This is a genomic window from Bradyrhizobium sp. WSM4874 (assembly GCF_055811835.1).
Map to the genome: position 1 here is coordinate 236,437 of NZ_JBVVPR010000004.1, position 14,200 is coordinate 250,636.

Consider the following 14,200-nt stretch of genomic DNA (forward strand, 5'->3'; position numbering starts at 1 on the left):
CGCATCATGATCTTCGACGTGCGGTTCAAGATGATTGCCGTGGTCGCCGCCCTCGCCGGCAGTCTCAGTGCGGGCTACGCGGCGTCGGGGACGGCAGGCCACGCCCTCGCGTCACCCGAGAGCTTTGCTTCGATCGGCGACACAGACAAGCGTTCGGCCGCAATCTTCACCGAGCTCGGCAAGGTGCTGACGCATCCGCGCTGCACCAATTGTCATCCGGCCGGCGACAGGCCGCACCAGGGCGACAATGCCCGCCTGCATCAGCCGCCGGTCACGCGCGGCGCTGACGGCCACGGGCTCGAGGCGATGCGCTGCAACACCTGTCACCAGAAGGCCAATTTCGAGCCCGGCCGCATGCCCGGCCATCCCGAATGGCATCTCGCCCCGCGCGAGATGGCCTGGGAGGGCAAGACCGTCGGCGAGATCTGCGAGCAGATCAGGGATCCCGCGCGCAATGGCGGGCGCAAGGTGGAAGACCTGATCGACCATATCGGCAAGGACACCCTCGTCGGCTGGGCCTGGAAGCCCGGCTTCGGCCGCACGCCCGCCCCGGGCACGCAAGAGCAGGCCGGCGCGCTGGTCGAGGCCTGGGTGAAGACCGGAGCGGCGTGTCCGGCGCCGTGACGACGTCGAAGTGGTCCGGTCCGCGAACGGCGTTCAATCAAACTTGTCTTCCACGCCGAGCGTCATCATGTCATGGCGCGGCTTGATCGTTTCCGACGGCACCGCTGCCACCCGAGGAGTTCACCACGCATATCGCACCACGCCCTTGCCGGCGTAGCTGCGCGTCACGTTGGAGAACTCGCCGTCGAAAGTCGCGGCGGTCGACCAGCCGTTCATCCATTTGGTTTCGGCGGATGCGGTGAGAAGCGCGGAATCGCTAGCCTGCGGGGCGCCGTTGACGAATAAGCTGGCGCCCGGCAGCGTCTGGAACGTCGCACCGATGCCGCGGTCGGAACTGAAGTCATGCGCCCAGGCCACGCGGCCGCGCAGCGTCAGCATCGCGCTCTGCATGGCGAAGGATTTGTCGGCGCGCACGCCGAGTTCGCTGCGGGTGTCGGTCACGCTCTTCGCCGTATAAGCGAGCGTAAAGGTGTTGTTGCCCGAGATGACACCTTCCGCATAGGCCGGCAGTTCGAACGTGGTGAACTGGCCCGCCCCGTAGGGCGTGAAGCCAATTCCGCCGATCAGGGGCGCCACGAAGCGGTAGCCGCCCTCGACGCGGCCCGACCAGGCATTGGCGTTGAACTGCGCGCGCAGCCGATCGATGCCGGCGACGGTAACGGTGCGATCGGTGGTGACGTCCTGCCAGCCATAGGCGAGCGCGCCGGAGACATAGGCGGCGTCGATAGTGTGCCGAACGAACGCGCCGGCCTGGAACAGGTCGGAACGCCCGGTGCCGTTATTGGCGACGCTGAAACTGGTGCCGCCGCCGGCCAGCGAGAAGCCGGCGATGGTAAACGGCGAGAAGCGATAGTCGGCGCCAACAGCTGTGCCATAGACCTGCGACGTCGCCGCATTGGAGCCGGTCACGTTGTTGCCATCCGTCGTTTGCGAGCCGCCGAAGCCGGCCGCCCATACGCTCCAGCGCTGCTGGAATGGCACCGCAGCTGGCGCCTTGGTGTAAATCGCCGCCAGCGCATCGCTCGGATTGCGTTTCTTCGCGGCATGCGCCAGCGCTTCCGCGTCGGCGTAACCTGGCGCCGTGCCGGGCGTGTTCGCGCCTTCGTCCCTCCCGGCAATGAACGGGTCGGTCATGACGCCCATGAACTGGTTCATCGCGTTGAACGTGGATTGCTGCGATCCCGTTCCGGTCTCGCCGGCCGCCTGCGAGAGCCCCTTCGGCGACATGTTTGCGAACACTGCGGGAATGCCGCCGGTGGTGTTGAAGAACTTCGTCAGCGCGTCGCCGACCGCCTGCTGATTGGGGTTGAGGCCGCCTGGAATGGCGAAACTCAGCACCATGTCCAGGTAGACGTTGTTGGCATCGTAGCTCAACGTCGAAGAAAAGTTCGATGGCGCACCGGAAGTAATCACGCCACCGAAGGTACCGCCGACGCCACCGGTCGCGGTGAGGATGGTGTACTTCTTCTGCACATAGGTCCCGGGCGCAAAGCTGGCGCCCACCGCAGCGCCGCCAAGCGTCGCTGTACCGTTGACGACCGCAAAAGAGGCGGTCGTGGGGTCGATTTGGGCCAGATATTGCGCGGCCGCCTGGAACGCGAGATTGCCTGTTATCGCCATCGACGAACCTGGCGTGCCGTTGCCAGGCGCAAAGATGCCGGAGATCGTGCTGTTGGCGCCGGTCACTGTGCCGGCGCCTTGCAAAACGGCGAATGTCTGGTTGAAGCCGTTCAAATCCAGCGTCGCGCCGCCCGCGACCGAAAACTGGTCGCTGGTCCCGAACGCGGCGGCATGTCCGGCGCGCAGCGTTCCGCCGTCTACTATCGTTGCGCCGCTATAGGTGCTGGCCGCCGAGAGCACCAGCGTGCCGACGCCGTTCTTGTTCAGTCCCCAGGTTCCGGCGTCGACACCCGTGCCGCCAGAACCGGTCTGGTCGGCGATGCCGTCCGAAAGCGTTTGCGTCGCACCGCCGCCGGGCTGGAAGTTGAGGATGCCGTTGCCTTGAAGGAAGATGCCGGCTCCGAAGGCAGAACCGCCACTACCCGCCGTGCCATTGTCCACGCCGCCAAAACCGTTGCCGCCGGCGCCGCCGACTCCCCCGGCGACGCTGCCGCCGTTGACGTTGAACGCGCCGGCGATCGTTAGCGAGCCGCCCTCCTGAACGAACAGCGCGCCGCCCAATCCGGCACCGCCGCCTCCGCCGCCGCCTCCGCCACTCCCACCGTTCGCCGCGATGCTGCTGCCGTTTCCGGCGCCGCCACCGCCAAATCCTCTACTCCCGCCCGTTCCGGCCACCTCACCCAAGTGGTCGGCCCCGCCGCCGCCGCCGCCGCCGCCGCCAACGCCACCAGCGCCTCCCTGATGGCCCGCTATCGAGTGCCCCCCTGCGCCGCCGCCGCCAAATCCCCCTGTGCCGCCTCTGTCGTCCGCAGCGCTATGACCGCCGCCGCCGCCGAATCCGCCTTGGCCATTGCTGAATATAGGACTTCCACCGATCCCGCCGGCGCCTCCATCGCCGGCACCTCCGCCGTTAATGCCACCGGGGGAACCGCCGAAACCTTGTCCGCCACTTGCCGCGCCCACGACAATGCCCGCTCCACCTCCGACCCCTGTGTCGCCATCGGCGCCGCGTCCGACACCGCCACCGGCCCCACCCCCTGCATTGCCGCCGAGACCGCCGCCTCCGCCGCCGGCCGTTCCTGCGCCCGGCACGCCGTCACCGCCGACAGCGCCGGCGCCGCCCGTTGCGTTGTTGCCCGAAAGAACGACGTTGCTCACGGTCACATGGCCGCCGCTCGCCACGAACAGCGCGCCGCCGGCACCGAGTCCGCCAGCGCCGCCCCCGCTACCGAATCCAATGGTGCCCCCATTGCCGCCGAGCGCCTGGGTGTTCTGGATCGTCAGATTGTTGACGGCGACAGTGCCTGCGTAGACAAAGAACCCGCGCTGCACACCACCGCCGTCCAGCCTGAAGCCGCCGCCATTCACCGTGACGTTGCTGGTGGTGTTGAAGGCGCTCAGCGTGTCGGCCGCTGCGCCAGTCAGCGTTATGTTGTTCTGGAAATTGATGACATAACTCGCGCTGGCATTGCTGTCGGCCTGCGCGATCGCCGCCGACAGGCCGGCGCTGTCGGACACATTGATGACCGTCTGGGCGTGCGCACAGGTGCAACCGATCAGGGCATAAGCCGTGCCGCTCAGGAGAGCTGATCGCATTAGAAGCTCGCGGCGCTGTCGACGGGCAGGCAGATTCTTCACTTCATTGCTCCACCGCCGGCACCCTGGCCGGTGGAAGCTGCGAGTGCCGGAATAGCGCCTGAGAGGACGAAGAAAGGGTCGGGCCATCGCCTGTCCGTCCGGCCTTCGCCGGGCCATCTAAGCCGGGCGCGCCCGTCGTCGTACGCATCGCTGATCTCCCAATGTCGCTACGCTGAGAGAATCCGTCTTCCCAGTCACGCCGCCGAATATCGCGCCGCTGGATAGGTCTGAGAACTACCTAGAAAGGTGGTTCGCCGTGCTTTATGTATGCCCGCGCAGGTCGGCGACCTCTGAGGTCGGAGAAACTCTGCACGCGCACTGGGAATGACATGCTTCTCTCCACGGATCCCATCGATCCGCAAAATCAAGAAATCTATGCGCTCTGGGATCAGTTGGCCGACTTCTCGGTTGCCGATGGTGATGCGGCGCTGACCCACCTGATGTCCGCACTGCGAACCATGTTGTCGGCACGCAATGTGCTGTGGGGCGTGGTCGTGCGATTGCCTTCGCCGAAGCGGGCCGATCCCCTGCTGGGCTGGCGTCCGCGCTTCGTCAGGGTGCTGGACCCGATCCCCGCGGTCGCGGCATCCGTGCAGAAGCAGTACGATACGCTCTGGTCCGACGACGTCGACCTGTCGCAGATCCTGTCAATGTCGGGCGATGAGCCGTTCCGCGTCCGCCTGCTGTTCGAAACGCTGCCGCCGGAATGGTTCGAGGGCAAGCACTATCGGCGGCACTATCTGGATGTCGGCTTCGCCGACAGCATTTCCGTGCGCATTGCGCTCAATGACGATTTGAGGATTCGCCTGTTCGTATTTCGTGATGCGCAGCAACCCCGCTTTACGGCACAGGACGGCCAGCGTCTGGGCTTCGTGATGCGCGCCTTGAGATGGTTTCACCGTCAACAATTGCTCAGCCACGGACTGCTCATCGCCAACGCGCCCCTCACACCCGCTGAACGCCGGGTGCTGCTCGGACTGCTCGCCGGGGACACGGAAAAGCAGATCGCACAGAAGCTCGACCAAAGTCCGAACACCACGCATTTCCACGTCAAGTCGATCTACGCCAAGTTCGCTGTGCGCAGTCGCCAGTCGCTCGCCGCGCTGTGGCTCGGCAGGCTGCGATAATGGGCGAGCAAATGTATTGCTGCTCGATTGTTTCGCCGTAGGATGGGAGCACAAGCTGGAGGGGTGAAATGACTTCTTTTCGAAGGTTGGTGATGGGGATTGTCGAAGCAATGGCGGTGCTCTCGATACTTTTCGGCACGATTGTCGGAGGACTTTATGGTGCAGCGTCTGGAGCGGTTTGGTCGAGCATTTTCGGAATTTCTCCCAACGTTGACATCCGGTTGCAAGGCATGGGCCAGGTAGCGACTACTGGAGTCGTGTTCGGGGTTATCATTGGCGCTATTCTAGGATTTGTTGTCTCGTCAACATTTGGAGGCACCGTCTTCTTTTTTGCCCAAATTGAACGGAACACCCGTAGTCCATTGGAAAGAGAACGCTCTGAAGAGCCGACACAATATCGGATCGCCCCGCGCTTCTAAGCATCCGCTGACGACTCAATGTCGTAGTTGGGTCACTTGCCGATATCGGCCCAAGTCGCACGTCAGGCCTGCTCTACCTTCGCAAGCGGACACCCAGAATTCTAAGCAACCGCCCTACGCCCTTCTCATCAGCTTGAGCGATGCTGCCAACCGCAAGCTACGCTTGCCCGCCAGTGCGATGCCTTCGAGTTCGCCGCTGTCGGCGGTGCAGGTTCCGGAGAAGCCGATCCCGACCTCGTAGCCCCCGAACACGGGGTTTTCGCCTTTCGCTGGCGTGTGCTCCTGGTTGAGCATCTCGCCCTTCCAGCGGCCGTCCGCCGAGGAATAGGAGCCGAGGTAGTAGAAGAACGCATCTCCGCCCAGGATGCGGCCGTCCATCAGCAGCATCACGCCGGAGAGTCCGGCATCGACGCCGTCGAGCGCGCGCAGATGGATCGCATAGAGCCCGTTCACGACCCCGCCCGGACCAACCGTCCCCTGCGGCGGCAACCCCTCGTCATCGAGCCGCGTGAGATTGGCCCAGAAGCCGGCGCCCGGCATCGTGTCCGCGCTGCCCGCGAGACGGATCTGGTTGCCGACGAGCCGGCCGCGTGCGCCGATCGAGGCGACGTCAGCCCCCATCAGCGGCTGGTAGTTGGGATCGTCGTTATGCCGTTCGGTGATGACTTCGGCGATGATCTCGCCGTCGCGCTCGAAATAGCTTCCGAGATGCGCGAAGGCCGAATTGCCGCCCAGCAGCTTGCCCTCATGCATGCACATGATGCTGCGGCCGAAGGCATCGTTGACGCCGTACTCAACCTTGTAGAGCCCGTCCAGCAACGCAAGTGACCCGCAAAATCAGAAGGAAAGCACGCGCTACCTAGCACCGCCATCGCACCAAGACCATCGGGCTTTTTCGCGCAGGCCATTCGCGAAGCCACACCCTGCCATGATGCCATCATGCGCCTGTTTTGCCCGACGGCGCAACCGATTTCGGCATTTCCGCAAGTGGCGATTTCAACAGCATTGCAGAGCTGTGATTTCAACCACTTGGCTACTGTGCATGGGGTTGTTTTTCGACTTTTTGTTTTGGCCGGGTCGCGAACGGCCCTTATGCACTGACCAAAGCCGGCTTCGAACCCCGGCTGAGGCGCACGACAAAGCAGCATGGATCAAATGGAGCCATCAACCGAGGCGCAGATCGCAACCCTCATCGCAAGCGCGGCGAAGCTGCCGCTGCTCGATGCCGCCTTCGAGCTCTGGCTCCGACGCTATCAGCTGGACTCGATCGAGGGGCGCCCCACCGCCGCAGAGGTCCGCGTCAACCGCCTCACACCGGAGCAGAGCAGCGCGAAGTACCGCCGGGATCGCCACCACGCCCATGAGGGACCGACGTTCGGTTATGTGAAGCGTGCTCATCCCGGCGCCGATGACACTGCGATCAGGCAGGCCATCATCACCGCCGTCAGGTTCGAGGACGCGACCTTCACGCATTTCAGCTGGGACGGCGATTTCTGGGACTGCGTCGTCCGCGCGGTGGCGAAGGCCTCCGCGCACTATCCGGATTTTCTCTAGACGAGCTATCGCGACGCCCGCAACAACGTCGCCTACTACTACAAGTGAAGCTACAGCATGATCCGGAAAAGTGCGCAGCGGTTTTATAAACCTAAAGCGCGTTCATCGCGCTTTAGAAGCACAGCGTGGTGACGAGCTTGCCCTGCTTGTCCTTGAGCGCATAGGGACAGCGCAGCCGCTCCAGCGCCTGCTTGGCATCCTCATCGCCGAGCGCCGCGGCGCGCTCGTAATAGGATTTCGCGGCGTCCTTGTCCTTTGGTCCGCCGCGGCCTTCCTGCGCGAAGGCGCCCATCCGCTCCAGCGCCCCGGGATGGTTTTGCGCCGCCGCCTTCTCGAACAGCGCACGCGCCGCGGCGTCGTCCTTCGCACCGCCCGTGCCTTCGGAGAGCATCACGCCGAGCTGGTACTGCGCCTCGGCATTGGTCTCGGCGGCCTTGCCGAGCAATGCGCGCGCCTGCGCGGGATCGGCCGGCGCGGCACCGCCGGTGCCGCCGAGCGCGGCGAGATTGCTGATGCCGCGGGGATTGCCGGCCTGTGCCGCCTTCTCGAACAGTTTGCGCGCCTGCGCTTCATCTCTGGCGACGCCGGAGCCGGTGCCGTAGGCCACACCGAGCTCGACCATCGCCGCACTCGATCCCTTGTCGGCGGCCTTGCGCCAGGCAGCCATCGCGTCCGCCGGCTGCCGGTTGGCCGCATAGGCACGGCCGAGCGCGAACATCGCGCGCCGCGATGATGGCGCAGCCTGCTTGCAGAACTTAATGGCGGTCGCAACGTCGGAGGCCGCAATCTCCGTCACGCCCCTCATATCGGCCGGCTTGTCGGGATCGCTGGGATCGGCGGCGACCCGGTCGCACAGGACGAGATCGGCCGATTGCGCATGCGCCGATAACGGTGCCGCAAGCGTGAGAAGGATGGCAACGAGGAAAGTTCGCATGGACACCAGGTTGCTTCGCAGTCCTGGCAAATTCAAGGCTCGAGTCCCGATTTGCGCAGCACCGGGACGACCTCGGGCGATGCCAGATAGCGCAGCAGCCGATCCGCGGCGTCGGCGTGCTCGGCGCTTGTCATCCTGCCGGCGGAGAACACGGCCGGCGTCTGCAGATCGTGCGGAATCGGGCCGACCACCTCGATGCCTTCGACCTGCTTCAGCTCGCTGATCTGCTGCACGGCGAGGTCAGCCTCGCCGCTCACGAGCCGCTCCGCGGTAAAGCCCTGCTCGACGATGGTGGCTTTGGCGTTGATCTCTGCCGCGATCCCCATCTGCGCGATCAACCGGGCGAAATAGACCCCGCTCGCGCCCAACCGCGAATAGGCCACGGACCGCGCCGCCAGCAGCGTGTTGCGCAGTGCGGATACGGTGGCGATGTCGGGATGTGCTTGCCCTGCCCGCACCGCGATGCCGACGAAGGAGCGCGCGAGATCGGCCGCGCTCTCGGCGATCACACGGCCCTCGCCGATCATCTCGTCGAGCCCTTCACGGGTGAGGATCACGAGATCGGCAGCTTCGCCCTCGCGCAACCGCTTGAGCAGTGCCAGCGTCGGCGCGAAATCGGCGTCGATGTGGACGCCGGTCGCGGTCTCATAGGCGGAGGACAGGCTGCGCATTGCGCCCATCAGGCCGAGCGTCGAAAGCATGCGAATCTTTTCCATCAGCGATTCCCGTGGCGATCAGGCGCGGTGCATCAGCTTGAGCGCGGCGGTCAGGCGCAGACTGCGCTTGCCGGCGAGCGCCGTTGCCTCCAGCACCGCCTGCTCGGCATCATAACTGCCGGAGAACCCGATGCCGACCTCGTGGCCGCCGAAGATCGGATCGTCCTTGGCCGGCGTGTGCTCCTGATTGAGGATCTGGCCCTTCCAGCGCCCGTTGGCGGCGGTGTAGCTGCCGAGATAGTAGAACGATGCATCGCCGCCGAGGATGCGGCCCTTGTTGAGCAGCATCACGCCGGTGAGACCGCCGTCGATGCCATCGAGCATGCGCAGATGCACCGAGTAGAGCCCGTCGGCGATGCCGGCCTCGCCGACGCCGCCGGCGATAGGCATCTCGTCCTCGGTGATCGGCGTCATCACCGATTGAAAGGGTACGCCGGGCAGCTCCTTGAGCTCGCCCTTGAAGCGATAGAGATCGCCGTCGGCCCATCCCTTGGCCAGCAGGGTCGCATCGTCCGTGCCCGCCATGGCGCGATAGTTCGGATCGGGGTTGTGGCGGACGGTGTCGATCACGACATCGACGCCTCCTTCGGTCTTCGTGTAGGTGCCGATATGGGCGAAGGCCGAATTGCCGCCGAGCATCTTGCCATTGCCGGCATGCATCACGCTTCGGCCGACCGTGTCGCCGAGCTGAAATCTCACCTTGTAGAAGCCTTCAAACACCAGCCGTCCCCGGCCTTGCGCGCACCCAGACGCACTCTATCCCGCTTTCGGCGGCGATGGACAAGTTTCCCGCCATGAGGTCCGAGGAGTCTCCGCAACGGCTGTCATCAGAATGAAAAATCCGCCGAAGCCTTTCGGCTTCGGCGGATCGAAGTCCAACCCGGGCCAGCCCCCCAGCCCGGGCCGGGAGGATCTTAGGCGGCGGCCTTCTTGTCGGCCGGCACGGAGGCGATCGTCTTCAGGATCTGCGAAGCGATCTGGTATGGGTCGCCCTGCGAGTTCGGACGACGGTCTTCCAGATAGCCCTTGTAACCGTTGTTGACGAAGGAGTGCGGCACGCGGATCGAAGCACCGCGATCGGCAATGCCGTAGCTGAACTTGTTCCAGGGCGCGGTCTCGTGCTTGCCGGTCAGACGCTTGTCGTTGTCCGGGCCGTAGACGGCGATGTGGTCCATCAGGTTCTTGTCGAAGGCCGCCATCAGCGCCTCGAAGTACTCCTTGCCGCCGACCGTACGCATGTACTCGGTCGAGAAGTTGGCGTGCATGCCGGAGCCGTTCCAATCGGTGTCGCCGAGCGGCTTGCAGTGGAACTCGATGTCGATGCCGTACTTCTCGGTCAGGCGCAGCATCAGGTAGCGGGCCATCCACATTTCGTCAGCGGCCTTCTTGGAGCCTTTGCCGAAGATCTGGAATTCCCACTGGCCCTTCGCGACTTCCGCGTTGATGCCTTCATGGTTGATGCCGGCTGCCAGGCAGAGGTCGAGATGCTCTTCGACGATCTTGCGGGCAACGTCGCCGACGTTCGAGAAGCCGACGCCGGTGTAGTACGGACCCTGCGGGGCCGGATAGCCGGAGGCCGGGAAGCCGAGCGGACGGCCGTCCTTGTAGAAGAAGTATTCCTGTTCGAAGCCGAACCAGGCGCCGGAATCGTCGAGGATGGTGGCGCGCTTGTTGGTCGAGTGCGGGGTCTTGCCGTCGGGCATCATGACTTCGCACATCACGAGCACGCCGTTGGTGCGGGCGGCATCCGGGAACACCGCGACCGGCTTCAGCACGCAATCGGAGCTGTGGCCTTCAGCCTGCTGGGTGGAGGAGCCATCGAAGCCCCAGAGCGGAAGCTGCTCGAGCGTCGGGAACGACGCGAATTCCTTGATCTGAGTTTTGCCGCGCAAGTTCGGAGTCGGCGTATATCCGTCGAGCCAGATGTACTCGAGCTTGTACTTGGTCATTGAGCCTCTCTGTAGATGATGCGAAAGGTGGGGGCCGCAGGCCCCCGCACGATTGTTTACCCGGCCAACATCGGCCGACCCCTTCCAAGCATTTAACGTGCCAAAAGGCCGCAGCGCGTGAGGTTTTCCACCGCGACCGGCCTCCTCTCCCGCCCGGCGGATGGTCGACTGCGCCGTGCGTCATAGCGGCGCACCTTTGCGTGAAGCTGCACCGCAGAAATCCCGCGGAAAACGCCCGATTCTGGAGCAGGCAGGCTGGCGCCAGAGGTTGCCGACTAAACGCGCATCAACATCCGGCAATATTCGCCAAGTCTGTGCCCGTGGCCCGCAACCTTCGCAATGGCCCACGCGTTAGCCACCCGACCGTTGCCTTAGAGGAAGCAGAATGCAGTCTGCCTACAAAATAGGCCAACGCTGATTTCCTTTTCAGCACTTTGCATTTCGGAATGCACGGCCGATATGGGGATTCCAGTAACCACAAGCCAACGAGTCGGGCGCACCATGGAGGCCCAGCGCTGCGATCTCGGGAGATACCGCAATGATGAACAATGGACTGAGTCACGGATCTGCACAGATCTATCAATTCCCTGTCGGGGGCCGCTCGGCTCTCGGGGGGCGCCGCAACGGTGAGACCCGCCTTCCCGCCAACCACGCCTCGCTCCCCGCGAACGAGACGATTTGCAGCGGCAGCTGGTACCATCAGGAAGCAGTCGATGAAGCCAAGCCGAAATGGGATCGCTGATGCCTGCGTTCGGTTCAATACCGCCGCGCTCTCTGAAGCGGCCGGCGTCAGTTTGAAAAGGGTCGAAACAACGAAGTTTCGGCCCTTTTTGATTTTTGTGGAAATGCCGCCGTTCAGATGCCCGCGCAGGCCGTGACCGGCCGCTTCAGATGCTTGACCGTGGTGCTGCCGGTCTTGCCGATCACCAGCGTGATCCCCGCCCCCGAATAGCGCGCGCCGGAGACCGTGATCCGCTTGGCGAGCGTAACAGGCTCGCCGTCGATCTGGAGGAAGGCGCGCTTGTCGGCATCATAAAACCCAACAATGAACTGCGTACCATCGACGCACCGATAGGTCCGGAACGTCTGCGCATCGGCCTGCCGCGCTCCGATCATTGCGCCCGCCAGCATGGCGACCGTCAAAAGAATGGCCTTGTGCCGGCCCATGATCGCCCCCTGTAATAGATCTCAAGGACGCCCGTCGTGCGTCCAATGGAACCATAACGCAAGCTGATCTCATGCAAGACAAGTCCCCGCAAGATAACTCCGGACAAGACTCCCCTGCCCGCCATCTCGCCCTGCAGGGCGCCAGCAATTTTCGCGACCTCGGCGGCTATCCGACCGCAGATGGCCGTACCACGCGCTGGCGGCACATCTTCCGCTCCAACCATCTCGGCCAGCTCACTGCTGCCGATGTCGAGATCGTCCGCGCGCTGGGCGTGCGCAGCGCCTTCGATTTTCGAGGCGTCGAGGAGCGCGCGGCGGGCGTCTGCGTGATCAACGAGATCGCCGTGCATTCGCTGCCGATCGAGCCGACGGTCGTGGCTGCACTGCGCGCCGAGCTCGCCAGGGGCAGGCTGACCGCGCCGGTCGCGCTCGAACTCATGCGCGAGTCCTATCGCAATTATGTCCGCCACAACACAGCCAGTTTCCGCACCCTGTTCGCGCATCTCCTGGAGGACCGCGCGCCGCTCGTCATTCACTGCACCGCCGGCAAGGACCGCACCGGCTTTGCCAGCGCGCTCATCCTGCATGCGCTTGGCGTGCCGGATGACGTCATTGCCGAGGACTATCTGCTGACCAACCAGCACTACAAGCGCGATGCGACAGCTGCCACCGATCTGCCCGAAGACATACGCAATGCCATCGGTAGCGTAGAGGCGTCGTACCTTGCCGCAGCTTTCGAAGCTGTCGGAGCCGAATATGGCGATCTCGAAACCTATCTGCGCGACGGGCTCAAGCTCGGCGCGCCCGAGCGGAGCACGCTCAAGGAGCGCTATCTCAAGTCGTAATCAGGCATGGGCATCTTTGCGTTGCACCGGTCGCCGTTAGGATCGCCGAACGCAGAGCCCGCGCGACTTGCATGGTGCTCCAGTCGCTCTGGTGCAGCTTCAACTCGTCGTCCGGAGCGAGCAGTTGCTCGAGCGAGACGTTGTTGTGCTCGTTCCAATGCCGCATCAGCGCCCAGCGCTGGAACAAATTGACTTTGGCGTCTTGCGCCGCGGCCCTGATCGCCGAGACCATCTTCTCCGAGAGCTTGGCATTGTCCCCGAGCATGGCCGTCACGTATTGCGGGTTGATGAGGATGACATCCGTGGTGGGACGGGCGCGCAGAAGGACCAGTCCCTCGGCGATCTTAGCCACCACCTCATCGAAGTCGAATGCATCGCTGCGAAACACGGCGTTGGTTCCGACCTGCCAGAGCACCAGCGAAGGATTGTCGGCAAAGATGTCGTCTTTGAACCGAGCCACTTCCTGCGGCGCCTCTTCGCCGCCCTCGCCACGGTTGAGCACGTCGATCCGGATGTCCCGATGCGGATCGTCATCCTTGTAGTGCTTTCTCAAATACAGCTCGAGCCGCCCAGGATATGCGACGATGTTGCCAAGTCCGGCCGTCGAAGATGACCCCATCGCCACGATGCGCACGGGCCCCCTTCCGCTCAATGCCTTCCTGAAGTTCGGCAGCGGATACTGCAAATCAACGATCGCAGCAGGAAACTCGAGGGTCGGCAAATTGTCGGTCATGAAACAGCCTCCTCCACGATCTAAAGTTGCATCTTAGCCCAATTTGGAGCCGGCCGCCATTGCAAGTCCAATTCGGGCCGCGCAATAGTCGGCGACAGGTGAAGGACGGAGAGTCTCGTGCAGGGAAAAGTCGTTGTGGTGACCGGCGCACTCGGCTCGCTCGGCAAGGTGGTCGCCGAGACCGCACTGGCACGCGGCGCGCGCGTTGCCGGCATCGACCATGCGCCGTCGCAGATCCCCGCAATGCCCGAGCGCATCGAGATCGGCGGCGTCGACCTGTCCGACGCGGCGCAGGCGAAGACGGCGGTCGAGGCGGCGGCGAAGCATTTCGGCCAACTCGATGCGCTGATCAACATCGCCGGCGGCTTCGCCTTCGAGATGGTCGGCGACGGCGACGTGAAGACATGACAGCGCATGCATGCGCTCAACCTGCTGACGGCTCTCAACGCCTCGCACGCGGCGCTGCCGCATCTGGCCGCGTCCAAGGCCGGCCGCATCGTCAATATCGGCGCCATGGGTGCGCTTCAGGCCGGCTCCGGCATGGGCCCCTATGCAGCGTCGAAAGCCGGCGTCCATCGTCTTACCGAGGCGCTGGCGAGCGAGTGGAAAGGCAAGGTGACCGTGAACGCGGTGCTGCCCTCGATCATCGACACCAAGGCCAACCGCGCCGACATGCCAAAAGCCGACTTTGCCAAATGGGTGACACCGCAGGAGCTCGCCGAAGTCATCCTGTTCCTCGCCAGCGATGCCGCCAGCGGCGTCACCGGCGCGCTGATCCCGGTCGGCGGGCGGGTGTAGTCGCATACCGGTTTGCTTGTCTCTGCGCCGGCTCCGATTCTATCGAAGCCAGGAAGGCTCTACACTGCCCGCAACT

General features: G+C 64.2%; 14 protein-coding genes and 1 pseudogene. 7 read left to right on the plus strand and 8 right to left on the minus strand.

The genetic code is table 11. The features are described 5' to 3' along the window. The first annotated feature begins 6 nt into the window (after positions 1 to 6). Positions 7 to 624 carry an Isoquinoline 1-oxidoreductase subunit gene (locus AC0L3P_RS06470; RefSeq protein WP_473301332.1) on the plus strand — a complete coding sequence of 206 codons (618 nt, stop codon included), beginning with the start codon at positions 7 to 9 and terminating at the stop codon, positions 622 to 624. 120 nt (positions 625 to 744) lie between these two features. Here the strand turns inward: AC0L3P_RS06470 and AC0L3P_RS06475 are convergent, their stop codons facing one another. Next, the gene (locus tag AC0L3P_RS06475) at positions 745 to 3,840 is read right to left on the minus strand and encodes an autotransporter domain-containing protein (protein ID WP_473301333.1); all 3,096 of its coding nucleotides are present in this window, start codon (positions 3,838 to 3,840) and stop codon (positions 745 to 747) included. A 371-nt stretch (positions 3,841 to 4,211) separates the two neighbouring features. Between AC0L3P_RS06475 and AC0L3P_RS06480 the strand changes: the two genes are divergently transcribed. Both AC0L3P_RS06480 and AC0L3P_RS06485 read left to right on the plus strand, forming a co-directional pair. Continuing rightward, a complete protein-coding gene (locus AC0L3P_RS06480) occupies positions 4,212 to 5,009 on the plus strand; it encodes a helix-turn-helix transcriptional regulator (RefSeq protein WP_275167137.1) in 798 nt (265 codons plus the stop codon). Positions 5,010 to 5,077: 68 nt separating this feature from the next. Further along, positions 5,078 to 5,428: a hypothetical protein gene (locus AC0L3P_RS06485; protein WP_354055005.1), complete on the plus strand. Its 351-nt coding sequence runs from the start codon at positions 5,078 to 5,080 to the stop codon at positions 5,426 to 5,428. 114 nt (positions 5,429 to 5,542) lie between these two features. Here the strand turns inward: AC0L3P_RS06485 and AC0L3P_RS06490 are convergent, their stop codons facing one another. Next, entirely contained in the window at positions 5,543 to 6,247 is a 705-nt protein-coding gene (locus AC0L3P_RS06490) for a GrlR family regulatory protein (RefSeq protein WP_473301334.1), read from the minus strand. A 336-nt stretch (positions 6,248 to 6,583) separates the two neighbouring features. On the opposite strand from AC0L3P_RS06490, the gene AC0L3P_RS06495 reads away from it, so the two are divergent. Next, positions 6,584 to 6,982: a hypothetical protein gene (locus tag AC0L3P_RS06495; protein WP_473301335.1), complete on the plus strand. Its 399-nt coding sequence runs from the start codon at positions 6,584 to 6,586 to the stop codon at positions 6,980 to 6,982. A gap of 112 nt (positions 6,983 to 7,094) precedes the next feature. Here AC0L3P_RS06495 and AC0L3P_RS06500 read toward each other — a convergent pair whose 3' ends face one another. The 4 genes from AC0L3P_RS06500 to AC0L3P_RS06515 all read right to left on the minus strand — a co-directional run bounded on the left by AC0L3P_RS06500 (position 7,095) and on the right by AC0L3P_RS06515 (position 10,581). Then, entirely contained in the window at positions 7,095 to 7,916 is an 822-nt protein-coding gene (locus AC0L3P_RS06500) for a tetratricopeptide repeat protein (RefSeq protein ID WP_473301367.1), read from the minus strand. A gap of 32 nt (positions 7,917 to 7,948) precedes the next feature. Continuing rightward, positions 7,949 to 8,632, minus strand: coding sequence for a substrate-binding domain-containing protein (locus tag AC0L3P_RS06505; RefSeq protein ID WP_473301336.1), 684 nt, complete (start codon positions 8,630 to 8,632; stop codon positions 7,949 to 7,951). Positions 8,633 to 8,650: 18 nt separating this feature from the next. Continuing rightward, entirely contained in the window at positions 8,651 to 9,352 is a 702-nt protein-coding gene (locus AC0L3P_RS06510) for a GrlR family regulatory protein (protein ID WP_473301337.1), read from the minus strand. Between the two features lie 194 nt (positions 9,353 to 9,546). Continuing rightward, the gene (locus AC0L3P_RS06515) at positions 9,547 to 10,581 is read right to left on the minus strand and encodes a glutamine synthetase beta-grasp domain-containing protein (protein ID WP_354055017.1); all 1,035 of its coding nucleotides are present in this window, start codon (positions 10,579 to 10,581) and stop codon (positions 9,547 to 9,549) included. A 541-nt stretch (positions 10,582 to 11,122) separates the two neighbouring features. Here AC0L3P_RS06515 and AC0L3P_RS06520 point away from each other — a divergent pair. Beyond that, a complete protein-coding gene (locus tag AC0L3P_RS06520; RefSeq protein ID WP_473301368.1) occupies positions 11,123 to 11,323 on the plus strand; it encodes a DUF2735 domain-containing protein in 201 nt (66 codons plus the stop codon). Between the two features lie 113 nt (positions 11,324 to 11,436). Here the strand turns inward: AC0L3P_RS06520 and AC0L3P_RS06525 are convergent, their stop codons facing one another. Continuing rightward, complete coding sequence (locus tag AC0L3P_RS06525; protein WP_354203865.1) at positions 11,437 to 11,748, minus strand: MliC family protein; 312 nt, start codon at positions 11,746 to 11,748, stop codon at positions 11,437 to 11,439. A gap of 71 nt (positions 11,749 to 11,819) precedes the next feature. On the opposite strand from AC0L3P_RS06525, the gene AC0L3P_RS06530 reads away from it, so the two are divergent. Continuing rightward, positions 11,820 to 12,593, plus strand: a complete 774-nt coding sequence (locus AC0L3P_RS06530; protein WP_473301338.1) for a tyrosine-protein phosphatase — start codon at positions 11,820 to 11,822, stop codon at positions 12,591 to 12,593. On the opposite strand, the gene AC0L3P_RS06535 is transcribed toward AC0L3P_RS06530, so the two are convergent. Then, entirely contained in the window at positions 12,583 to 13,326 is a 744-nt protein-coding gene (locus AC0L3P_RS06535; RefSeq protein WP_473301339.1) for an SGNH/GDSL hydrolase family protein, read from the minus strand. The two genes, AC0L3P_RS06530 and AC0L3P_RS06535, sit on opposite strands and share 11 nt — an antisense overlap. A gap of 117 nt (positions 13,327 to 13,443) precedes the next feature. Here AC0L3P_RS06535 and AC0L3P_RS06540 point away from each other — a divergent pair. Beyond that, positions 13,444 to 14,124, plus strand: a pseudogene (locus AC0L3P_RS06540) (SDR family oxidoreductase). Positions 14,125 to 14,200: the final 76 nt, after the last annotated feature.

Coding starts and splice junctions, on each gene's coding strand:
- AC0L3P_RS06480 (WP_275167137.1), top strand. CDS start 4,212: ATGCTTCTCTCCACGGATCCCATCGATCCGCAAAATCAAGAAATCTAT.
- AC0L3P_RS06520 (WP_473301368.1), top strand. CDS start 11,123: ATGAACAATGGACTGAGTCACGGATCTGCACAGATCTATCAATTCCCT.
- AC0L3P_RS06505 (WP_473301336.1), bottom strand. CDS start 8,632: ATGGAAAAGATTCGCATGCTTTCGACGCTCGGCCTGATGGGCGCAATG.
- AC0L3P_RS06530 (WP_473301338.1), top strand. CDS start 11,820: ATGCAAGACAAGTCCCCGCAAGATAACTCCGGACAAGACTCCCCTGCC.
- AC0L3P_RS06475 (WP_473301333.1), bottom strand. CDS start 3,840: ATGCGATCAGCTCTCCTGAGCGGCACGGCTTATGCCCTGATCGGTTGC.
- AC0L3P_RS06500 (WP_473301367.1), bottom strand. CDS start 7,916: ATGCGAACTTTCCTCGTTGCCATCCTTCTCACGCTTGCGGCACCGTTA.
- AC0L3P_RS06495 (WP_473301335.1), top strand. CDS start 6,584: ATGGAGCCATCAACCGAGGCGCAGATCGCAACCCTCATCGCAAGCGCG.
- AC0L3P_RS06470 (WP_473301332.1), top strand. CDS start 7: ATGATCTTCGACGTGCGGTTCAAGATGATTGCCGTGGTCGCCGCCCTC.
- AC0L3P_RS06535 (WP_473301339.1), bottom strand. CDS start 13,326: ATGACCGACAATTTGCCGACCCTCGAGTTTCCTGCTGCGATCGTTGAT.
- AC0L3P_RS06485 (WP_354055005.1), top strand. CDS start 5,078: ATGACTTCTTTTCGAAGGTTGGTGATGGGGATTGTCGAAGCAATGGCG.
- AC0L3P_RS06515 (WP_354055017.1), bottom strand. CDS start 10,581: ATGACCAAGTACAAGCTCGAGTACATCTGGCTCGACGGATATACGCCG.
- AC0L3P_RS06525 (WP_354203865.1), bottom strand. CDS start 11,748: ATGGGCCGGCACAAGGCCATTCTTTTGACGGTCGCCATGCTGGCGGGC.